Source organism: Mycobacterium pseudoshottsii JCM 15466 (assembly GCF_003584745.1).
GTDB classification, from domain to species: domain Bacteria; phylum Actinomycetota; class Actinomycetes; order Mycobacteriales; family Mycobacteriaceae; genus Mycobacterium; species Mycobacterium marinum.
The window spans coordinates 4,633,780-4,654,642 of the sequence record NZ_AP018410.1; the positions used below are offsets into that span (position 1 = coordinate 4,633,780).

A 20,863-nucleotide genomic window follows, 5' to 3' on the forward strand; every position below is an offset into this window, starting at 1 on the left:
CGCGGCGAACGCCCTAACGTGCCCGGTATGCAATCAGTTCCAGAGCTCGTCGACACCACCGTCGCCCAAGCGGCACTGCGGCTGTCCCGTTCCACCGAGTCGCCCGCGGTGTTCAACCACAGCGTGCGCAGTTACCTGTTCGGCGAACTACTTGCCGCACACGACGGCATGCGCCACGGAGTCGACTACGACAGCCAGACCTTGTTTTTGGGCTGCGTGCTTCATGACTTGGGCGCCGGGTCCGCCGCCCCCGGCAAGGCCCGCTTCGAGGTCGAGGGCGCGGACCTCGCCGCAGCGCTGTTGGGCGAACACGGCTGCGACAACGAGGTCGTGGACACCGTCTGGGAAGCCATCGCCTTGCACACTTGCTTCGGGATCGCCGAGCGGCGCGGACCGATCTGCTATCTGGTCCACGCCGGGGTGGGCATGGATTTCGGCCGCAACGCCGAATTCGTTGACGACCGGACCGCCGCATTGATCCACGATCAGTACCCACGGCTGTCCATGGCCACCACCCTGGTCGACGCGATCACCACCCACGCGCAGCGCAGCCCCGAGGCGGCGCCGCCCTACACGGTGCCCGGAGGCCTGCTCCTGGAACGCCGCACCAATGGCATCACCGCCCTGGAACAACTGGAGTCGCTGGGTAGGTGGGGTGAATAGGCCTGGGTAGACCCCAGCCGACCCTTCATGTACATTTGTACATGTACATTTGTACACGAGGAGGGTTCATGGCTTACCTACTGTTGTTGGGCGCGATCGCCATGGAGGTGATGGCGACCAGCTTCCTGAAGAGCACCGAGGGCTTCACCCGACTGTGGCCCACGGTGATCTGCTTGACGGTCTATGGCTTCTCCTTCGCGATGCTGGCGATGTCGATCGCGCGCGGCATGCAAACCGACGTCGCATACGCGCTGTGGTCGGCCATCGGCACCGGCGCCATCGTCCTCATCGCCGTGCTCTTCCTCGGCTCACACTTGTCGCTGACCAAGGTCCTCGGAGTGGGGCTGATCATCGGCGGCGTGCTCACGCTGAACCTGACCGGCGCCCATTGACCCGGGAAGTCGAGCGTCGCCCTCGAGACCCCGCGGGTCGCAGGCAGACGATCATCGAGGCGGCCGGGAGGCTGATCGCCCGCCACGGACTGGGCGACCTCACCCATCGCCGGGTTGCCGCCGAAGCCGACGTACCGGTCGGGTCGACCACCTACTACTTCAGCGATCTTAGCGAACTAAGGGAAGCTGCCCTCGCTCACGTCGCGACCAGCGCAACCGACTGGCTCGAGCATTGGGAGCGCGACCTCGATGAGAGCACCGATATTCCGGCGACCCTGGCCCGGCTCACCGCCGACTACCTGACCGACCCTGATCGGCACCGCACCCTCAACGAGCTCTACGTTGCGGCAAGTCATCAGCCCGAACTGCAATCGCTAGCCCAGTTGTGGTCAGACGGCCTAGTCGCGCTGCTGGAGCCGCGTATCGGGCCCCGCGCCGCTCGCGTCGTCAGCATTTTCCTCGACGGCGCCACCCTGCACGCCATGATCAGCGACACCCCCCTGGACGCTCCGGCGCTCACCGACGCGATCGCCAGACTGGTCGGCAACGACACCGGGACGCCCGGCAGTCGGTAGGCCGCCGAAGGCCATCGTGAACTCGCGGTGCACATCGCCGTCATCCCGGTGACGACCGATACCGACGTGGCCAGAAACGAGGATTGCTCGCACAAAGTTCGTTGTGAGTTTCGCGCAGGGGGTTGCGGCTGGGGCCGCATGGGGAACCCTGGAGGGATGAGCACACCAACGGAAGTGGAGGAACTAATCGACGCCCTCGCCTACGACGTTTACGACATCTACTACGGAATCGAGCACGACGGCCCGCAGTACAACAAGGAGCAGGGAGTGGTCGCGGCGCGATATCTGGCCCGCCGGCTGCTCCGGCGTCGCTGGCGCAAGACCGCCACCCGCGCCTTGCCACGTTGCCCGCACGGAACGGTGACCTGCTTCGACCCGTCGCCGCACACCCGTTGCGAAATATAGGGCAGCAACTACCGAGAGCGCAGTTTCCCAAGAATCCACCAAGCCTGACGGCGCAGTCTGACCTCACTACGAGGCCCCACTGGAAGGTGACTGCCGTGTCGAACTCCACAGCGCGCGCAGGCCGCGCTGGATTCTTTTCCCGGCCCGGTCACCATGCAGCAACCCAGGTGGGTGACCCGACTCGGACTCGCGGTGGGCGTGGCGCTTACCTTTACCTTCCTTTGGTTCGTCTTCGTCGGAGTCGGTGACTCCGACCCCCACTTTCCCCGCGCGGCACAGGCATTCTTCGGGACGTTGGTGTTCGGAACCTCGGGCGTGTTGGCCCTCGCGCTCTCCATCAGCGACCTGCGCAACCCGCCCGAACTGGTCCTGGACAAGCGGGGATTCGGGATCATCAAGGCCCACGATGCCCAGAACTTCCGCTGGAGCGCCGTCGAGAACTTCCGGATCAAGTCGGTTCGCGTCCATGGCCATGTGATACAGCGGGTCTGTTTTGACGAAGTCGAGACCGACCGCACCGGCGGCCAACGCCGCGACATGGTGTCCTTCCCGAACACTTACGGGCTGTCCAGGGAGTCGTTCTGCTCGATGATGCAGGCCTGGCGTACCGCGGTACTGAACACAAATCGTCCCCAGTCCGGATAGGTTCACCGCAGCGCCTTCGGCTACAAATTAGGGTCATGGAGCAGACCAGTCCCAGCCCCTTCATCGTCTCGAATCACCGCGATCACCTCAGCGCGCTCCCTTTTGGCGACACGCAGGATTTCACCGCCGCCGATCGCGGTTTCATCGCCAAGTTGTCACCGTGCGTGGTGACCGCCGCCGACGGCCGGGTGGTCTGGGATAACGATTCCTACTCCTTCCTCGACGAGGATGCCCCGCCGTCGGTGCATCCCAGCCTGTGGCGTCAGTCGCAGCTCTGCGCCAAGCAGGGCCTTTACCAGGTGGTCGAGGGCATCTACCAGGTGCGCGGACTGGACCTGTCCAACATCAGCTTCATCGAAGGCGACGCCGGTGTCATCGTCATCGACCCGCTGGTCTGCACCGAGACGGCGGCGGCCGCGCTGGCCCTGTACCGCGGTGACCGAGCGGTGAGCGCCGTCATTTATACCCACAGCCACGTGGACCACTTCGGGGGCGTGTTCGGGGTGACCACCCAGGCCGACGTCGATGCCGGCAAGGTCGCGGTGCTGGCGCCCGAAGGATTCGTCGAACACGCGGTGCAAGAGAACGTCTATGCCGGCACCGCGATGGCCCGCCGGGCGGCGTACATGTACGGAGCGGTCCTGCCGCGTGGTCCGCAAGGTCAGGTGGGATGCGGCCTGGGACAGACCCCTTCCCTGGGTGAGGTCGGGTTGATCGTGCCGACGATCGACATCACCAGCACCGGCGAGATCCACACCATCGACGGTGTCGACATCGAATTCCAGATGGCTCCCGGCACCGAGGCGCCGGCAGAGATGCACTTCTACTTCCCCAAGTTCCGGGCGCTGTGCATGGCCGAGAACGCCACCCACAACCTGCACAACCTGTTGACCCTGCGCGGCGCGCTGGTGCGCGATCCGCACGCGTGGTCGGGCTACCTCACCGAGGCCATCGACACCTTCGCCGATCGCACCGACGTCGTATTCGCCTCACACCACTGGCCGACCTGGGCCGCGAGGGCATCGTGGAATTCCTCTCGCTGCAACGGGATCTATACGCCTACCTGCACGATCAGACGCTGCGCCTGCTCAACCAGGGATACACCGGTATCGAGATCGCGGAAAACTTCCGGATGCCCCCGGCGCTGGAGAAGGCCTGGCACACCCATGGCTACTACGGATCGGTCAACCACAACGTCAAGGCCGTCTACCAGCGTTACATGGGCTGGTTCGACGGCAATCCCGCCCGGCTCTGGCAGCACCCGCCCGAAGCGATCGGGCCCCGATACGTCGAGGCCATCGGCGGCATCGACCGCACCCTCGAACTGGCCCAGAAGGCCTACGACACCGGCGACTACCGTTGGGCTGCAACACTTCTTGATCACATTGTGTTCACCGACGAGCAGCACGCCGGCGCGCGCAAGCCGTACGCGGACACCCTGACGCAGTTGGCCTACGGGGCGGAGTGCGCCACCTGGCGAAACTTCTTCCTGTCCGGAGCCACCGAGCTGGCGGCGGGCAACATGGGAACGCCCACTCAGGCCGCCTCGTCGGCCTCGTTGCTCGGCCAACTCACGCCCGAGCAGATGTTCGACGTCCTGGCGATCAGCGTGAACGGCCCGAAGGCGTGGGATCTCTCGTTGGCACTTGATGTTTCGTTCGACGACCTGGCAGTCAATTACCGGCTCACGCTGCGCAACGGGGTATTGGTCTATCGCAAGGCCAGCGCCGATGCGTCAACCGCGAATGCCACGATCAAACTCGCGGGCAAGCTGAGGTTGGTCACCCTGGCAGCCGGGGATCAGACCTCCCCCGGCGTCGAGATCAGTGGCGACCCGCAAGCCCTGCAATCCCTTGTCAGTGTGCTCGACAGGCCCAACCCCGACTTCAACATCGTGACGCCGTAGTACCTCTCCACGCACCCTAGCTGTCGGTTCCCCGAACTCCCCGATACAGACGCCCGACCAGGCGGCCGAGGATCCGGGTTCGCCGCGCCGAGTACGGGTACATGTGGACGTCGCGACGCGCGTGGAAGCGGGAAATGAGCAGCGCCTGCTGGCGACAGTACTTGCGGATGCCACCCGGGCCGTGGCGATAGCCAACCCCGGAGCCCGGCTTGGCTCCGCCCATCGGTAGCTCCAGCGCGGTGTAGTTCAACAGCGCGTCGTTGACGGTGACCGCACCCGAATTGACGCGTCGCGCCACGGCCTCGGCGTGCGCCAGATCGCGGGAGAACACCGCGGCGCACAGTCCGTACTCCGAGTCGTTGGCCAGCCGAATCGCCTCTTCGGCGTCGGCGACCTTCATAATCGGCAACGTCGGCCCGAAGGTCTCCTCGCGCATGCAGGCCATGTCGTGGTTGACGTCGACCAGCACCGTCGGTTCATACCAGTACCCCTTCGTCCGGCCGCGATGACCGCCGGTGAGCACCTTCGCGCCACGTTCAACCGCTTCCTCGACGTGGCGCTGCACCGTTTCGACTTGCGGTGGGAAGGTCAGTGACCCGACGTCGACGCTGCCGGGGCCGGCGGGTACGCCCTGGCGGATCGCACGCACCTTTTCGGTGACCTTCGCGACGAACTCGCCGTAGACCGGCGCCTCCACGTAGCAGCGCTCGATAGAGATGCACGTTTGACCGCAGTTGAACATCGAATAGTAGGCGGCGTGGTTGGCTGCCCGCTCGATGTCGGCATCGGCGAGCACGATCATCGGGTCCTTGCCACCGAGCTCGAGCGATGCCGGTATCAGGCGCTCGGCGGCGCGGACCGCGACCTTGCGCCCGGTGGCGGTGGCGGTGGCGGTGGCGGTGGAACCGGTGAACATGATCATGTCGACCTCGTCGATGACGGCCGCACCGGTGCCGCCCCGGCCGGTTGCCACCGCGAACACGCCGTCAGGCAAACCGGATTCGGCCAGTCCCTGCGCCAGTAGCAGCGAAGTCAGCGGCGTGACCTCCGAAGGTTTGAGAATCACGCTGTTTCCGGCCGCGAGTGCGGGAATGCAGTCGCCGAAGGAGTTGGTCAGCGGGTAGTTCCACGGGCCGATGACTCCGATGAGCCCCATTGGCCGGTAGCGCAGCACCAGCCGCTTGCCCTTGACGAATACCGACGATGAGTGGATCCGCTCGTCGGCGAGGTAGCGCGGGGCTTTGTCTGCCTAGAACCCGAATGCCGCTGCGCCGTATATGAATTCGGCGATCTGCGCGTCCTCGTAGGTCTTGCCGGTTTCGGAGCAGATCGTCGCGATCACCTGATCTGCGTTGTCGACGAGCCAGCGCTGCATCCGCTTCAGCACGACGGCTCTGCCCTCGTAGCCCAGCGCCTCCCAGCCCGGTTGGGCGGCCCGGCCCCGCCGGGCCAGCTCGGCGATCTGCGCCGCACTCATGTCGGGAACATGCCCGATGACCTCGCCGGTCGCGGGGTTCTCAACCGGGATCTGAGGCTGGCCATCATCCTTTTGCGTTGTTGGTTCGGTTGCGATGCTTGACATTTCAATCTCCTCAGGATCTCAGCGCAGCGTGTCGACAGCGGCTTGGCCGCCGCCGCGCCCGGACGGGATATGGGTCATTACGTGCCCGGTCATCACTGCTGCGCCGGGCTAGCCTGGGGAACGGTGATGTCGCGTTTGAGGATCTTGCCGGTAGGCCCCTTGGGCAGTTCATCGACGAACCAGATCCGACGGGGATACTTGTAAGCGGCGACGCGTTCGTTGACGAAGTCCGAAAGCGCTGCGGCGTCTGACGTGGCGCCCGGTATCAGCGCAGTCGCGGCGCCCACCTCCTCCCCGAGCATGTCGTCGGGAACGGCGACCACCGCCGCTTCGCGGACCTCGGGATGCTCGTAGAGCACCTCCTCGATCTCGCGCGGGTAGACGTTGTAGCCGCCCCGGATGATCATGTCCTTGGACCGGTCCACGATGAAGTAGTAGCCGTCCTCATCGATGCGCGCCAGATCCCCGGTGCGAAACCAGCCCTCGGCGTCGATCGCGGCCGCGGTGGCATCGGGCCGGTTCCAGTAGCCCTTCATCACGTTGTGCCCGCGGATGGCGATCTCGCCGATGCCGTGCGTGTCGACTTCGAGAAGTTTCATCTGGACCCCAGCGATCGGCGTGCCGATCGACCCCGGCTTGCGCTCCCGATCGGGATGGTTGAACGACGCCGTCGGCGAGGTTTCGCTCAGGCCGTACCCCTCGAGCACCATGGTGCCGAAGGCCTGCTCGAAGCCGCGCATCACTTCGACCGGCATCGCGGCCCCACCGGACACGCACAGCCGCAACGATCCGGTGTCCGGGCGCTCGGTGCTGTGCAGCATCGCGGCGAACATGGTGGGCACGCCCTCAAAAACAGTGACCCGGTCTCGCTCGATAATCTGCAAAGCCTTCTCCGGCGAGAAGCGCGGGATCAGGGTCAGGCATGCGCCGGCGGCGACTGCGGCGTTGAGCCCGGCGGTCTGCCCGAACGCGTGGAACTGGGGCAGGGCGCCCAGGATCACATCATCGGGCCCCACCTGCAGCATCTGCACGATCACCTCGACGTTGCGGCGCAGGTTGGCGTGGGTGAGCTCGGCGCCCTTGGGCTTTCCGGTGGTGCCCGAGGTGTAGAGGATCACCGCGGTGTCGTCGTCCTCGCGCACGGCCGCCTCTTCGAGCGGCTCGGCCGCTTGGATGAGTTCCTCGAATTCGCCCGGCTTGACCAAGATGCACTCGGCGCCAGCCTCATCGGCACCCGCTTGAGCTGCGGGAGCAAACTCGTGCCAGGCGATGATCGCCTTGGCTTCGGAGTCGGTGAGATAAAAGCTGGTTTCCCGCTCCTTGAGCAACACGTTCATCGGCACCACCACCCCGCCCGCACGCAGCACGCCATAGTAGGCAACCGCGAAGTAGGGGACGTTGGGCAGCATGACACCCACCCGGTCGCCGGGTCCTAATCCGCGCTGGATCAGCAGGCCGGCGAGCCGCGCACTGGCGGTATCAAGTGCGCCGTAAGGTATTTCGATTTCGTCGAGACGCAACGCGATTCGGTTCGGGTGGCGGCGAGCGCCCTCGATCAGGTTGCCGGCCAGACTGGTCACTTCGGATCCTCCTTGGGTTGCGTTCTCGCGGTGCGAGTTCGAGTCTTGCGCTTTGGGCGCGGAATCACCAGAGCAGACAGCTCTGCCAGCTCCGCCTTGATGTCTTCGATGAATGGCCACGTGTCCTCGACGAGGTCACGATCGGCGATCACGCCGATGTCGAGTGAGTCGCGGTAGCTCAACACCGTGAGGTTGACCCCGACGCCGTCGATGACGATCGACACCGGGAATTGGGCTTGCAGCCGGGCGCCGGCCAGATACAACGGCGTCGGTGAGCCCGGAACGTTGGAAACCACGACGTTGACCGGCGGCGCCAGTGGGTCGCTGACCGACAGCTGGCCGACGACCCGGGATGCCCGCGCCAGCAATGCCGGTGGAATGAATTGGTTGGCGTCTTGCATCAGCGTGGCCGGGATGGCGCGGTGACGCTGCTTGGCCGAGCGCATGACGTCATTGACCCGCGCGACTCGCCGCCGAGCGTCGGGTTCGTCGGTGGGCAGCGGCACGATCATCGTCGAGACGCGGTTACCGAAGGTCCCGGCTTGCTCGGGGGTGCGCACCGACACCGGGACCATGGCCAGCAACGGCTCGGTCGGCAGATCGCCGGCGGCGGCCAGCCGCCGACGCAATACCCCGGCGCTCAATGCGAGCACGACATCGTTGACGGTGACGCCCATCGCGTTCTTGACCGCCTTGACATCGGCCAACGGCACCGAGGCGAACGCGAACCGGCGGTGCGGACCGATACGCCGGTTGAATCGTGTTCGAGGTGCCCGCAGGTTGGTCCGCTCCAGCACGCCGCCGTCGCGGCGCCGCGCGCCGGTCAGCAGAGCGCTGCCGGCCGCCAGCGCCCGCACCCCGGGCAACATCCGCACGGTGGGCACTTGGTCCAGATGTGGCTGCGTGCGCGGTGTCGCGGCGAGCGCGCGCAGCAGCTGCCGGGCCAAACCGAGCAGACCGCGCAGCAGTAGCCCCACTTGACCCGGAACCGGGTCGCCGCGCCGAGGAGGGCGCTGCGCCGGTTCGAGGCGCTCGAGTGTGCGGGGGTTCGGGTCGGGATCCAACAACACGCTGAGCAACTCGCCGCCCGACACCCCGTCGACGGCGGAGTGGTGGATCTTGGTCATGATCGCGACTCGCCCCCCGGACAAGCCCTGGATGAGATAGAGCTCCCACAGTGGACGCCCGCGGTCCAGCGGGCGCGCGTGCAGGCGCGCCACCTGCTCGGCGAGCTGGCGGTCGTCACCCGGGGCGGGCAATGCCAGCTCACGGATGTGAAACTCGAGATCGAAGACCGGATCGTCGAACCAATAGGGGTGGTCGAGGTTCAGCGGCACAGGCGCCAATCGCCACCGAAACGGCGCCAGTGAGTCGATCCGCGTCGCGACGAGGTCGCGCACAGCCTCGAGGGTAAGCCTCGCCCCGGGCGCGGTCGAAGGATCGTAGATGCCCAACGCGCTGACGTGGCCGTGCGTGCGACCGTCTTCAGCGGCGAGAAACTGCGCGTCAAGACTGGTGAGCTGGTGCATCGCAGCTCACCCGAACACCGGGAAGCTGCGGCGCTTGGCCAGCCGGTCCATCCCGTCCTGGATCGCGCTTTGTACTTCCCGGTAGATCTTGTCCACGTACTCGGTGTCGTCGGCGCGCGCCGGGTCGGTATCGACGTAAACCGGATCGAGGAACTCGGTGCGGATCTTGGCCGGCAACGGCAGATGTGCGGACAGGATCTCGACGGCCAGCGGGAACGGGAAGCCCGCGATGATCGGTATCGTCGCGCCGCGCAGCCGCTTACCCAGACCCGTCCAGCGAGCAATGAACCGGCCCTCGGACAGCACAAACACGGTGTCGTGGCCACCGACCGTGGCCACCGGCACAATCGGCACACCGGAACGGATCGCCTGGCGCACAAATCCCTTGCGGCCGGACAAGATCGCCTTGTCCCGCTGGCGCCAGTTGCGCATCGCATCCTGCTCGCCTCCCGGCCAGACGACCACATCGTGGCCCGCCGCCAGGGCATCGGTGACCCCCTTGCGGGACGCCGGAATCACCCCGAGGGCCTTGAAATAGTCGCCCAGCAGCGGCGCGGCCATCAACACGTCGTGGGCGGTGCCGTTCAAGATCCGCCGTCCCTCGAACCGCCGATACCAGGAATGCACCAGCGTCCACGCGTCCATTGTCAGCGAGCCGCCCGAATGGATGCCGATCAGCAACGACGGTTCGTCAGGGATGCGGTGCCAGCCATCGATCTCCACCCGAAAGTAATTGTCGCACCGGAAATTCCAGATCGGATTCTGCACGTATCGCATGAACTGCTGGTTGGGGGCCGCGGCGGACATCGCCCCGGCAATGCGACGTGCCATGAATTTCTCCAGCCGCCCCTGGGGCGCTTGCCTGGTATTGATAGGGGTGACGGTCGCGGTCGTCATGAATGTTCCTCCTTACGCGTTTCACGCCGAGCGAGCGCTCGACGGGATGGCATCAGCTGCCCTTGACTGTCATTGACTGAACGGATCGCCCGGACCATGGCTGCGCGATGGGGTGGAACGGAATCCGACGTCTCCAAAATTACGGCTCCCAGAACTCGGAAACGAGGTCGTCAGGCAACCAACTCCGCAGGCAGTCTTTGTCTCTCGAGAACAAACCTCTTCGCGCCGGGCGAACCCGCGAATCACTTCGCCGGCCCGCCGCCGCGTCATAGAGTCTGGGCATGGCCGCAGACCGCCAGCAAGACTCCGTCGACACCTGGGCGGTCGAAATCGTCACGCGGCTCGGTGACCTGATGACTTCGCTTGTCGACACGGTCGAAGCCGAGGTGGTCAGTGAAGTCGGCGAACTGCGCGAGGACGCGTTGCTGACGAGACTGTTGCATGACAGCATCAGGGCGAATATCGAGACGGTCTTCTCCGCCATCCGCCACGGGATCCGAATCGAAAACGTCGAGCCGCCAACAGCCGCACTCGAGCACGCACGGCGCCTGGCACAACGCGAGGTGTCGGTGAACTCGCTGGTGCGCTCCTATCGGCTGGGACACAAGGCGGTACTCGACGTCGCACGCGGACAAGTCCGCGCCTTGAAGCTGGACCAGGGCCTGAGCCTGGACGTATTCGGCCGCATCGAGCAGGTCACCTTCGGCTACGTCGATCACATCACCCAAGAAGTGGTGAATACCTATCAGAGTGAGCACGACCGTTGGACCGAGAACCGAAACAGTCTGCGCGCGTTGCGAGTACGTGAAGTACTCGACGGAGCCCAGCTCGACGTCGATGCCATGACGACCGAGATTCGCTATCCACTCAACCTCATCCACCTGGCCACCGTGATGTGGTTCGACGGGCCCGCCCTCGGCAACGAACTCGCGATCATGCAACGGGTTATCCGCCAATTCGGACAGTCGGTTGGCGCGAGCGCGAGCCCGTTGTTCATCCCGGTGGACCGACTGACCGGATGGGCATGGGTCCCGTTGACGACCGACACCGCGCGAAACGCGGTGACAGAGATCCGCGAATTCGCCCGGGAGCGAACCGACATCCCGTGGATCGCGGTTGGCGATCCCCTGCCACATGTAGCCGGCTTCCGCCGCTCGCACTGGCAGGCGCGGGACGCTCGTTCGGTAGCAATCGTGTTGGGCTCCAATGCGCATCGGGTCACCGCCGCCGGCGATCCTGGGCTCTCCATGGCGGGTCTACTCGGCCGCAACATCGAGGACGCGGCGGCCTGGGTCGGCCAGATACTCGGCCCGCTGGCCTCTCAAACCGATAGCGACGAGCGGCTACGGGAGACGCTGCGCGCGTTCCTGCGCAGCGGATCGAGCTTCAAAGCGGCCGCCGAGGAGCTTCACCTGCATCACAACTCCGTCAAGTATCGAGTGCAGCGCGCGATCAAGCGTCGGGGCCGACCGCTCACCGATGACCGCCTCGACGTTGAAGTCGCACTCCTGCTTTGCCATTGGTACGGGGCCGCAGTTCTGGGCTGATGTCGGTCAGCCCAGAACTGCCGTGGTTGTCCACGTCAGGCGTTGCCCCCGCCAGGCACGGCGATCGCAGCGATGGCTTCCGCGGTGCGATGTGCCAGAGCCATTGTTGAGATCATCGGATTGGCACCGCTGGCACTCGGCAGTGCGCTCGCGTCACCGATGAAGACCCCGGGCGTGTCGTGCAGCTCGCCCCACTCGTTCGCAACCGAGGTGGCCGGATCCGAACCCATCCGGCAGCTGCTCATCTGGTGGGCGGAGAACAGCCGATGCCCGCCCGCGCCAAGCGGGATTCGCTGCATCTCGGCGATGAACGCCTCGAGGTCGTCGCCGGCGCGCCAGCGGGCGCCGGTTGCGGCGAACGACACGATCTCCCGAGCCCCACCCGCGGCATGGATGCGGATCTGAGCTTCGATCGACTGGTGCGCGATGCGCACGTCGAGTTCGTCGGTCAGATCGTAGTGAACCACCGCCTCCCCGGCGTCGTCGATCGTGACGGTCCCGTGCCCGCGGTCGCGGGCCAGCCCGATCAACCAGGCCGCGTTCCCCAGCCGCGCCATCGTTTCCTTGTGCTCCTCGAAGGTCGCACGCGCCATGCCGCCGGCAATGATCGATGTCGCCCATTGGGCACCTTCGATCAGGAAGCCGTAGCCGTCTTCGATATCGGAGAACTCGTCGACCAGTGCGGTCATCGGGCCGCCCCACCACGGCTGCTGCGGCTCGTCGTGTAGCGCGAGCATGGCGACCACCGGATGCAGGTGCAGATACCGGCCGACCGCCGGACCGCCGATACCCGAGCGCAGCAGCAGCGCGGGAGACTCGAGCGAGCCGCATGCGGCGACCACGCGCGGCGCATTGACCTGCAACGGCACACTCGCCCCAGTGCGCGGGTCCACGAAACTGGCCTGCACCCCGGTGGCGCGCCCGTCCCGCGTCAGCACCCGCTCGGCGCGACAGCGTGCGATTACCCGGGCACCGCTGTGCACCGCGTCGCGCAGGTAGGTGCGACGCACATCGAGCTTGGCTCCGGAGCGGTCACCCAAGCCGATGTAGCCCGCGGTGTCCGGTGAATACGCGGCCGGATCCGCGTTGCGGAACAGGGTTTTGAAGGACCAGCCCAGCTCTTGGGCGCCGTCACGCATGCGTTCGTGGGGGCCGTTGAGGTCCGAGCAATCCGGGTTGACCCCGAGGCGCTCCCATACCGCGTCCAGGTGGCGGTCGAACTCGGGTCCGTCCACATCTTTGAGGCCAAACTCCTGCGCCCATTGTTCGCGCACTTGCGCCGGGGTGCGCAAGCAGTTCGACCAGTTGATCGTCGGGCCGCCACCGAGCGTCGCCCCGGCCAGCAGGGTGACGTTGAAATCGGCCGTCGGGGTGGGGCCGCCGCGCCAGAACATCTGCTGGAAAGCGGGCAACTCGAGCCCGCTGAAGTCGGGCTCATTGAAGTTCCCACCCGCCTCGAGCACCACGACATCGAGCCCGGCCTGCGCCAGCACGCCCGCGATCAGACCGCCCCCGGCCCCCGACCCGACCACACAGACATCGGCGCTGAGCTCGGGCCCGTCGGGAACAAACGGCACGGGGGCCTCGTCGCCGCCCGGCTCGATACGCGGCGCGCCCGGGTAACCGAAACCTTCCCACATGGGGTTGCTAGCAGTCTGCGGATCGGGCCCCGCGTAGGCGACCGCAAGGGTCAGCGATACCAGCGCGTTCATCGCCGCCGCCGGCTGCGGACCCAGCTGGGCAAAGTCACCGATGAGCCGCTCGCGCGCCGATTGCGAGGCGGCGACGAATCCCTGCGCATGCAGCCCGTCGAGCAGTGCGAGCATGCGCGCGCGCTGTTGCTCGGGAAGTTCCACGAGGGTGAATCCGACCGCGACATCCGCGTGCAGGTCACTGCCGCCCAGCGACCAGAACCGGGTTGGGTCATCGGAGCGATCCAACGATGGCACGACGGTGTCCGCCAGCGCTGCCAAGACCGCGCGGTGCGTATCGGTGACGGGGGAATTCATTGGTGCCTCCTACAGGCTGGTGGGATCTTGACTCCGTTGCGGGGAGGTAGCGAAATCGCGACGCGTGCCCTCCGCGCGGTCGCAATAAGAATTGCCGAGACGACGAGTGTGCGTCGACGTTGCCAGGTGACGAAACTCTTGATGCGGCCTTGTCGTCGGGAGACAAGTCAGCCGGACAACCGTCGGCCGCTATTGCCCCCGTCGCTGGCATCCGGATCCCACCGCGTCCGCGGCCAACTCCGCTTCTTCGCCGGCGCCGTGGACGATTGACCGGGCACGTCACCATCTGCGGAATTCGGCCCCCGAATTGCGGCGACGCTGATACGGTCGGCGGCACCTGGGAATCGGTGGCGATGAAATGGGGATCGAATATGTCGTTCGTGATGGTGGTGCCGGAATGTTTGAACCAGGCGGCCGGACAATTGGAAAACATCGGCACGGCGTTGGGTGCGGCCAATGCGGCGGCGGCGCCGCCCACCACTGGGATAGCGGCCGCAGCCGGTGACGAGGTGTCGGCGGCGGTGGCGTCGCTGTTCGCGGAGCACGGACAAGGTTTCCAGCACCTCTGCGGTGAAGCGGCGGCATTTCACTCCCGGTTTGTGCAGGCCTTGGGTGGGGCTGGGTCCGCCTTTGCGGCCAGTGAAGCCACCAACGCAGCACTGATGTCGGCCTCGGCGGCAGCGGCCTCGACCGCGACGATCCCCGTACCCCCACTCCCCCCGCTTCCGCCTATCATCAACGAGCTCATCAATTGGGCGTTCGACGTCGTGAACTGGGCAATTGACTGGGCGGTCTCGTGGATCAACTGGGGGATCCAATTGGTGAACTCGGTAATCAATTGGGCGCTCAGTTTCATCCCGTCACTTGGTTGGATCAACTCGTGGATCAATTACGGGATCAATTGGGTGAACTCCCTCATCAACTGGGCGTTCGGTTTCATCCCGCCGATCCCTGTCCCATAGTCGCTAGTCCAGTCGGGGAATCAGTCATCAACCCGAACTCGTGGACGATCATTGGAAGAGGACAGCGTGCCGCCGGGACCGTTGAGTCGGTCACCAAGTATCGCGGTTACGCGGTCTGCAACACTGAGGTGGATGGGGGTGCGGGAGGTGCACTGGGGGCGGTGGGGACTTTGCTGGGCAGACTTAGCGGAGTCAGCGAGCCGTACTGTGGGCAATAGGCCTGAATTGCGGCTCCGGTGAAGTAGGCAGAGTCGAGCGCCGGCCAGTCGGTGGCTTTGGTCACCTTGGCGATCAGGTCCGCGTTGCTGGCATTGGGATTGTCGTGCAGCGAGCCGCACACGATGGTTTTCGCGACTTGGATTGCCTTGTCTGGGGATCCGAAATCCATGCCGGAGGTGTTGAGGTTGGTCAGGAATGCATCGTCGGTGGAGTCTGCAGCGGCCGGCGCGGCCAATCCGACCGCAAGGACCATCAGCGCTACGGCTTTCGCCACCATGGCGTGCCCCTCCTTGCTCGGATGTCGCGTGTTGGGCGCCCCGGGCTGTCACGACGCGATTGCTAGGGATATTAGCGAATACCCCGATGCGCCGCTGGCGTTGCGATTGGCCGCATCCAGCGCCGAGCCGTTCATCGGTGCTTGCACGCGGCGGCGTAGCGGGCGGGCGGCAGGTGCCCGAGCACGGCGTGGCGACGGCGATGGTTGTAGTCGTGTTTCCAGTCATTGATGGCTATCCGGGCCTGGTTCAGCGACCAGAAGCTGTTGATGTTGAGACATTCGTCGCGGATGCGCGAGTTGAACCACTCCACGTAATTGTTGCGCCGAGGTTCACTGGGCGGGATGAAGTGCAGACCTGCGTGTTCGGTGGCCCATTCGGACATTGCGGCACAGGCTAATTCGGGTCCATTGTGACAGCGCACCACATCCGGGTAGGTTCCGCGGCTGGCCGCGAGTCTCTCGAGTACAGCGATCAGGCCTTCGCCGGTGATGCTGCGGACAATCAGCCCACCCAAGCATTCGCGGGTGTGCTCATCGACAATCGACATGATCTTGATCGGCCGTCCGTCGATAGTGGCACCGGACAGGAAGACCGCCGCCCATATCCGGTTTGGCCTGTCGGCTGTCATCCCGCTTGGCGAAATCGAGCTGGCCTGGCGCTCGCCGCGCCGACTCTGCGCCACCCGCAGGCCTTCCTCGCGCCAGAGTCGCTGCACCTTCTTGTGATTGACCACCCAGCCTTCAACGACGGCGTCGCGATAGGCCGGCCGGAACCCGCGACCTGGATGCTCCTTCGCGTAGCTACGCAGCCAGGCCCGCAACGCCGCATCGGGGTCGGTTGTCGTGGCTGCGGGCTGGTGTCGCTGAGTCGCACGGGGCTGCCCGGTAACCCGGCAGGCGAATCGCTCGCTGACCCCCAGCTCCTGCTGGAGATGACGAACGGCCGCCCGCCGACGTTCCGGGCCTAGAAGTTTCCCTTCCCGATCTCCTTAAGGGCGATCTTCTCCAGCTCGGCATCTGCCAACAGCCGCTTGAGCTTGGCGTTTTCCCGCTCGAGCTTCTTGAGGCGCTTAGCGTCGTCAGCCTTCAAACCACCAAACTGGTTGCGCCACCGGTGATATGTCGCCTGCGAGATACCCAGCTCGCGGCACACCGCCGCCGTGTCCATCCCCTCAGCCAGCAGCCGATCGGCCGTCACCAACTTGCGTACAACCTGTTCGGGGCTGTGCCTCTTCCTCGTCGCCACGATCCTATCGAGCCTCCGCGCTGGCGTGCTGCTGCTGGACTGGCCCCAATCGAGTGAGCCAGGGTGTATGAGAGTTCTTTGGTCCACGATGGGCACCATCCAATCGAGAACTGTCAGCCAAGACCGGCGTCGCGAATGCGCCGACGGGTGGCTGCAGGTTGGGTGTTTTCTCGGCGAGGCGGACCCACAGGTGCCAACCTGTAAGGGCAGCCTCGATGTCTTCGACATCTACCCCGGCGCGGCCGATGGCCACGACGCGGTGGATATCGGGTCAATGTTTGGCGATGCCAGCGATATTGACCCGCGTCGGTGTGCCGGGCATTTCGGCGGGACCGTAGCCGACAGGGCCCGCCCGGCATTGTCGGGCGAAGCCAGGTTCAGTGCAAGGTCGCTGTGCATGGCGTGTCTGTCCGATGTCAGCGGCTGGCGACCCTGGCCCATTGGGCGCGCTGATGGTGGATGCCATCAATGACACTTTCAAGCGCTGTACCGATACTCACGCGGTCACCGGTGGCGAGAAAGTCGAACTGCAGACCGCGCAGTTGCGCCAGCAACAGCGTGGCAAAGGTGTCGGCCTCGTCGCTGGGGCACCCGGCTAGCAGTGCGTGGTAGCGGATGATTTCGATCCATCCGGTCACCACGCGGTCCAGGAACGCGCGGTACTCGTCTGGGCTGCGCACCGCGTGTGCGTAGGCCTCAAACACAAGTCGAGACCTGCGGTCAGACTGTGGCTCGGTCCATCGCTGCCACATCTTCCTGACTAGCGACTCGACATCATCAGCACCAAAGTGATCCGGGATCTGTACCCGTGCGCCGATCACGCCAAAGATTTCGACTAGCAGTTCGTCCTTTGTGCCGAAGTGGTGGCGCAACGTTATGTGCGACACGCCTGCCGCTGCCGCAAGAGTGCGAAACGACATCCCGCTAATCCCGTGCTCCAACAGATGGGCCATGACCGCGTCGAGGATTTCGCCGCGCCGGTCCCGGTAGCGCAGCCGCCGGCCATCCACACGCTCACCGCTGTGATCGTTGGACACCATCGCCATTGCCCTCACTTCCAACTTCCTGCTGGCGTCACACTTGATATACCAATCGGTAGATCAAGTCGCCGTATTAGCTATACCAGACGGTAGATCAACATGTCAAAGAGGGGTTGTTGGTGAGCACCACCTCGGCTTGCCTCTCGGCACAAATTCGGCGAGCCGGCCGCCCTCACGCAACACCAGGCCCCCGCCCGAGCGGGAAAGCCCGCACCGTGCGTTCGGGCTCGTGCCTCGTTTTGACCTGTAACCATCGAGTCGATTCGGGAGCGGCCGTCGTCAAGACCAGTCCGGCCCGTGCCAGTTCGCGGCGCAGCGTTGCGAGGGTGATTCGCCGCATCGTCTGCCGCTGGCACCATTGCTGGTCGTAGACAGCAACAACCAACTCAGCGTCGATGACACCGCCTCGGTTGGAGTGGATGGCCAAGCTCATCGTCACTCCCGCCTTGACATGGGTTCCGGTCCAGCCCGTCGGCCACTCGGCAAAGTAGGACGGTAGCGACCACTCGATGATGGCCTTTCCGGCCGGCGCAAGATGGTGGGTGACCGAGGCCAACATCGACCTGAGCAGTTGAGTGTCCGGATAGTTGATCAGGTTGGATATCAGCAGAACTGCGTCGAACCTCTCGGCCAATCGCAGGTTCTCGATTCGCGCCTGAACCGTGCGCGCACAACGGACATGCTCAAGCATCTCGGCCGAGTCGTCGACCGCAGTGACCCGATGCCCCAACGCCGTTAGCGCGTTGGCGATACGGCCGGTTCCGGCGCCGAGGTCCAGCACCGAACTGCGCGGCGGGAGTAGCGAATGGATGCGTTCAACTTCGCCCAGCGATGGCATTCGGCGGTAGATTTCGACCACGCTGCCGTCGCCGGTCACTGCGCTGACGGCTCCCGGTGGATTGCCGTGAGGCATGGTGGTGACGTAGTTAGGCATCGAGGCTGCTTTCCGCACTAAGCCGAGCGGTTACGTACAGGCTCGGCGGTGTTGCATCACCCAGCTCGACGGGTGCGCTGCGGTGATAGCGGGCCAAGAGGCGCTCCGCGGTCAACACAGAAGCGTGCCAACCACGCCCGCGTAGCCAGTCGGCGACGTCTGAGCGTCCTTCGGCGAGATCCCACAGCTCGGTAACGTTGGAAAGCCCGGCCAGCGTGGTCGCGGTGACTCGCATCCGCCGTATGCGAGCACGCTGGCGCGCCACCGTCGTTGGCTTGAGGAACTCGCTACCCAATGCCTCAGCGGCAAGCCAGCTTCCAGGCACGCTGAGCTTGTGGACGTCCCCAAAAAGCAGATCCTGGGCCGCGACAGAAACGAACGGCAGGAGACCTTCGACCAGCCAGGCGGTCGGTGCGGCAGGGTCGAATCCGGCCAGACACAGCGATCGCGGCCAGCATCGATGTAGATCCACCGGGACGTCGACGTAGTTCGCCGCCGGCGTTGCGCCGTTGTCCCGCAACGTAGACAACTTGAATTCCAGCACGTTGGGCTGTTCGAGTTCATACACGGTGACAGCGTCAGGCCAGCTCAGACGCGACGCTCGGGTGTCAAGACCGGCCCCCAGACTCACCACCTGGCGGATGCCCGCGTCAGCCGCTGCAAGAACGAATTCGTCGAAAAACTTGGTGCGCGATGCGATGTGCCCCAGCGAGGTTTGCACTACCGCCGCCAAAGCCGGATCGGCACTGGCAAGTTCATCGTGCGCCGCGCCACTGGCCACCATGCTCCACAAGTCCTGACCGGCCGCATCGACGAATAGTTGCGCGAACGGATCGACGATCAGCGGCCGCTGCCGCCGGGTCTCTGCCGCACGCGCGGCGGCCACACCGAGCGCGGTGGCCGCCACTTCCTCGGCCCCTTCCCGGGGGGCGTTCTTGGTGATGGACATGATGAACCTTTCCAGAGTTGGGTTTTGACGCCGCGGACCCTTCGTCTGCGGCCGCAGTCTTTGTCGTCGAGGCCCGCCGAGAAGCGAGCTTGGCCGCTCTCCACCGGTGGCTACGGCGGCGCCGGCAATGCCCGTACCCAGGCGTGGCCGAACGCCCTGATCGCAGCCGATATCACGCCGGCGCGGCGGGCCGCCTCGCACAGCTTTGCGGCCGCCCCGACCCGGGAATTGCCCTGCCGCGACGTGCGGCAGTACTGCTCTGATGAAATGCGTTGAGGCGGAAAGGCACCGCGACGGGCGGGTGCGCTGTCAGGCAATGCGCGTTCGGGGCCACCCGCCCGACTGCCGATCACAGCCGGTGCAGGTGGGCTCGACCCCAGGGCTCCGGCGTGCGAGCCACGGGATATCGAGGCGACGTCGCCCCAGATGTCCAAGCACCCTTGTCGCCAGCCCTGCCGGGCATACGCGCCGCATCCGGCCAGTCTCAGCGACCATTCTCGGAAAACCTCTTATACACCCCGGCTCAAGCAATTGGGGCCAACCAGGCATTCCTGGTATAAACTTTCCTCTCCCCCATTCGGCTATCGACTAACTCCCCCACCGAGGCAGGTGCGTAGCAGCAGCTCACGGTCGAAAATTACGTTGCCGACAGTTATCGGCTCAATTGCTAACTTCCGATCTTCGCCTTGACCAGGTCTAGAGTGCGCCTGGCTTCGCAAACGACAATGAAAGTCAAATCGAATAAGCGGTCGTTGTGAGAAGCGGCTCCATCAGTCAACGGAAACGCGGGTGTCGCCCGCGTTGTTCGGATCGATGGTTTGGATGACGTCGCTATCGCTGGGACCCACGCGAGGCCGGCGCGAAGCATCAGACCGGCGCCGATACCAGTCGCGGCAACACGATCGTCGGTCGAACAACACGAGCTCGTGTGGGTGGTGGTAGAACTTCGCTGGCCGATCCCTCAAGCACTTTGCGATCTCCGGCACCGACGCGAAACGCTAAACCGGCCGAACCGATTACCAGGCGCTCGCCCAGATGTACGAGCCGACGTACGTCGCGACCCGCTGCACGCAGAGGCCGACTGTTGGCTGCCTGGGCGCTCTGCCGGTGCAGAATTGGCCGATCCGCACCAACAGTCCCAGGATTGGTGCGCAACCATGCCTCGCCTCCGGCCGACCGCCGATCATGAGGTCCGCATGAACACCAAATGACACTGCCGATTTCGTGATCGCGGCCAACCATCACGACATGATTGGTGTTCGGCACCTTGAGCATCTCGAGTCGCGTCGCGCATCCTGCCCGATCTTCGGGTTCCCGACCATGACGTCGGGTTATCCTCTGCCCCAACACTTTTGTTGACCGTGACGAGGCTAGGAATGCTTCGGTCCAACGTGTGCGGTTGGCACTTGGTCGATGTCGTGTCCCGCAGAGTCGTCCCATCCGAACGTCGCGTGACCGAGTCGCACAAAGGCTGGACCACAACGACGGGCTCACCTTGGCAATCTC

17 protein-coding genes and 2 pseudogenes are annotated in these 20,863 nt (G+C 65.1%); 9 read left to right on the top strand and 10 right to left on the bottom strand.

What is annotated here, in order from left to right; genetic code table 11:
- Positions 1-27: 27 nt before the first annotated feature.
- The 6 genes and pseudogenes from MPSD_RS20945 (at position 28) to MPSD_RS20970 (ending at position 4,586) form a co-directional block, all read left to right on the top strand.
- Positions 28-663: an HD domain-containing protein gene (locus tag MPSD_RS20945; protein WP_012393446.1), complete on the top strand. Its 636-nt coding sequence runs from the start codon at positions 28-30 to the stop codon at positions 661-663.
- A gap of 68 nt (positions 664-731) precedes the next feature.
- Positions 732-1,055, top strand: a complete 324-nt coding sequence (locus tag MPSD_RS20950) for a DMT family transporter (protein WP_012393445.1) — start codon at positions 732-734, stop codon at positions 1,053-1,055.
- Positions 1,052-1,630, top strand: a complete 579-nt coding sequence (locus MPSD_RS20955) for a TetR/AcrR family transcriptional regulator (protein WP_015355052.1) — start codon at positions 1,052-1,054, stop codon at positions 1,628-1,630. The genes MPSD_RS20950 and MPSD_RS20955 overlap by 4 nt, the downstream gene beginning before the upstream one ends.
- Positions 1,631-1,786: 156 nt before the next feature.
- Positions 1,787-2,035, top strand: coding sequence for a hypothetical protein (locus MPSD_RS20960; RefSeq protein WP_015355051.1), 249 nt, complete (start codon positions 1,787-1,789; stop codon positions 2,033-2,035).
- 171 nt (positions 2,036-2,206) lie between these two features.
- On the top strand, positions 2,207-2,680 hold the full coding sequence (locus MPSD_RS20965) for a hypothetical protein (protein ID WP_232022613.1): 474 nt from the start codon (positions 2,207-2,209) through the stop codon (positions 2,678-2,680).
- A 35-nt stretch (positions 2,681-2,715) separates the two neighbouring features.
- Positions 2,716-4,586: pseudogene (locus tag MPSD_RS20970) on the top strand (alkyl/aryl-sulfatase).
- A gap of 16 nt (positions 4,587-4,602) precedes the next feature.
- Here the strand turns inward: MPSD_RS20970 and MPSD_RS20975 are convergent.
- The 4 genes and pseudogenes from MPSD_RS20975 to MPSD_RS20990 form a co-directional block, all read right to left on the bottom strand.
- Positions 4,603-6,168 (bottom strand): annotated as a pseudogene (locus MPSD_RS20975) (aldehyde dehydrogenase family protein).
- A 92-nt stretch (positions 6,169-6,260) separates the two neighbouring features.
- Entirely contained in the window at positions 6,261-7,748 is a 1,488-nt protein-coding gene (locus MPSD_RS20980; protein ID WP_020786432.1) for a long-chain-fatty-acid--CoA ligase, read from the bottom strand.
- The gene (locus tag MPSD_RS20985; RefSeq protein ID WP_086085023.1) at positions 7,745-9,277 is read right to left on the bottom strand and encodes a WS/DGAT/MGAT family O-acyltransferase; all 1,533 of its coding nucleotides are present in this window, start codon (positions 9,275-9,277) and stop codon (positions 7,745-7,747) included. The genes MPSD_RS20980 and MPSD_RS20985 overlap by 4 nt, the downstream gene beginning before the upstream one ends.
- A 6-nt stretch (positions 9,278-9,283) precedes the next feature.
- Complete coding sequence (locus tag MPSD_RS20990; RefSeq protein WP_036426385.1) at positions 9,284-10,174, bottom strand: lysophospholipid acyltransferase family protein; 891 nt, start codon at positions 10,172-10,174, stop codon at positions 9,284-9,286.
- 281 nt (positions 10,175-10,455) lie between these two features.
- On the opposite strand from MPSD_RS20990, the gene MPSD_RS20995 reads away from it, so the two are divergent.
- Complete coding sequence (locus MPSD_RS20995; protein ID WP_012393437.1) at positions 10,456-11,721, top strand: PucR family transcriptional regulator; 1,266 nt, start codon at positions 10,456-10,458, stop codon at positions 11,719-11,721.
- Between the two features lie 35 nt (positions 11,722-11,756).
- Here MPSD_RS20995 and MPSD_RS21000 read toward each other — a convergent pair whose 3' ends face one another.
- Complete coding sequence (locus MPSD_RS21000) at positions 11,757-13,730, bottom strand: GMC family oxidoreductase (RefSeq protein WP_020786429.1); 1,974 nt, start codon at positions 13,728-13,730, stop codon at positions 11,757-11,759.
- A gap of 371 nt (positions 13,731-14,101) precedes the next feature.
- Here MPSD_RS21000 and MPSD_RS30445 point away from each other — a divergent pair, with 371 nt between their 5' ends.
- Complete coding sequence (locus MPSD_RS30445; protein WP_036426384.1) at positions 14,102-14,692, top strand: PE family protein; 591 nt, start codon at positions 14,102-14,104, stop codon at positions 14,690-14,692.
- A 106-nt stretch (positions 14,693-14,798) separates the two neighbouring features.
- Here MPSD_RS30445 and MPSD_RS21010 read toward each other — a convergent pair whose 3' ends face one another.
- The 5 genes from MPSD_RS21010 to MPSD_RS21030 all read right to left on the bottom strand — a co-directional run bounded on the left by MPSD_RS21010 (position 14,799) and on the right by MPSD_RS21030 (position 19,357).
- A complete protein-coding gene (locus tag MPSD_RS21010; RefSeq protein ID WP_086085024.1) occupies positions 14,799-15,188 on the bottom strand; it encodes a DUF732 domain-containing protein in 390 nt (129 codons plus the stop codon).
- Positions 15,189-15,319: 131 nt separating this feature from the next.
- A protein-coding gene (locus tag MPSD_RS21015; protein WP_164497866.1) for an IS3 family transposase occupies positions 15,320-16,437 on the bottom strand; the annotation gives its coding sequence in 2 pieces (ribosomal slippage) (positions 15,320-16,170 and positions 16,170-16,437; 1,119 coding nt in all).
- A gap of 413 nt (positions 16,438-16,850) precedes the next feature.
- On the bottom strand, positions 16,851-17,474 hold the full coding sequence (locus MPSD_RS21020; RefSeq protein WP_036427189.1) for a TetR/AcrR family transcriptional regulator: 624 nt from the start codon (positions 17,472-17,474) through the stop codon (positions 16,851-16,853).
- Positions 17,475-17,646: 172 nt separating this feature from the next.
- The gene (locus MPSD_RS21025) at positions 17,647-18,408 is read right to left on the bottom strand and encodes a class I SAM-dependent methyltransferase (protein ID WP_020786425.1); all 762 of its coding nucleotides are present in this window, start codon (positions 18,406-18,408) and stop codon (positions 17,647-17,649) included.
- Entirely contained in the window at positions 18,401-19,357 is a 957-nt protein-coding gene (locus tag MPSD_RS21030; protein ID WP_020786424.1) for an SAM-dependent methyltransferase, read from the bottom strand. The genes MPSD_RS21025 and MPSD_RS21030 overlap by 8 nt, the downstream gene beginning before the upstream one ends.
- Before the next feature lie 24 nt (positions 19,358-19,381).
- Between MPSD_RS21030 and MPSD_RS21035 the strand changes: the two genes are divergently transcribed.
- Positions 19,382-19,633, top strand: a complete 252-nt coding sequence (locus tag MPSD_RS21035; protein WP_131807368.1) for a hypothetical protein — start codon at positions 19,382-19,384, stop codon at positions 19,631-19,633.
- The last annotated feature ends 1,230 nt before the right edge of the window (positions 19,634-20,863 follow it).

Bases quoted from the DNA above. Each gene is read 5' to 3' on its own strand.
- MPSD_RS21020 (WP_036427189.1), bottom strand. From the start codon at position 17,474: ATGGTGTCCAACGATCACAGCGGTGAGCGTGTGGATGGCCGGCGGCTG.
- MPSD_RS30445 (WP_036426384.1), top strand. From the start codon at position 14,102: ATGTCGTTCGTGATGGTGGTGCCGGAATGTTTGAACCAGGCGGCCGGA.
- MPSD_RS20990 (WP_036426385.1), bottom strand. From the start codon at position 10,174: ATGACGACCGCGACCGTCACCCCTATCAATACCAGGCAAGCGCCCCAG.
- MPSD_RS21025 (WP_020786425.1), bottom strand. From the start codon at position 18,408: ATGCCTAACTACGTCACCACCATGCCTCACGGCAATCCACCGGGAGCC.
- MPSD_RS20950 (WP_012393445.1), top strand. From the start codon at position 732: ATGGCTTACCTACTGTTGTTGGGCGCGATCGCCATGGAGGTGATGGCG.
- MPSD_RS20995 (WP_012393437.1), top strand. From the start codon at position 10,456: ATGGCCGCAGACCGCCAGCAAGACTCCGTCGACACCTGGGCGGTCGAA.
- MPSD_RS21030 (WP_020786424.1), bottom strand. From the start codon at position 19,357: ATGTCCATCACCAAGAACGCCCCCCGGGAAGGGGCCGAGGAAGTGGCG.
- MPSD_RS20985 (WP_086085023.1), bottom strand. From the start codon at position 9,277: ATGCACCAGCTCACCAGTCTTGACGCGCAGTTTCTCGCCGCTGAAGAC.
- MPSD_RS21000 (WP_020786429.1), bottom strand. From the start codon at position 13,730: ATGAATTCCCCCGTCACCGATACGCACCGCGCGGTCTTGGCAGCGCTG.
- MPSD_RS20945 (WP_012393446.1), top strand. From the start codon at position 28: ATGCAATCAGTTCCAGAGCTCGTCGACACCACCGTCGCCCAAGCGGCA.
- MPSD_RS20960 (WP_015355051.1), top strand. From the start codon at position 1,787: ATGAGCACACCAACGGAAGTGGAGGAACTAATCGACGCCCTCGCCTAC.
- MPSD_RS21010 (WP_086085024.1), bottom strand. From the start codon at position 15,188: ATGGTGGCGAAAGCCGTAGCGCTGATGGTCCTTGCGGTCGGATTGGCC.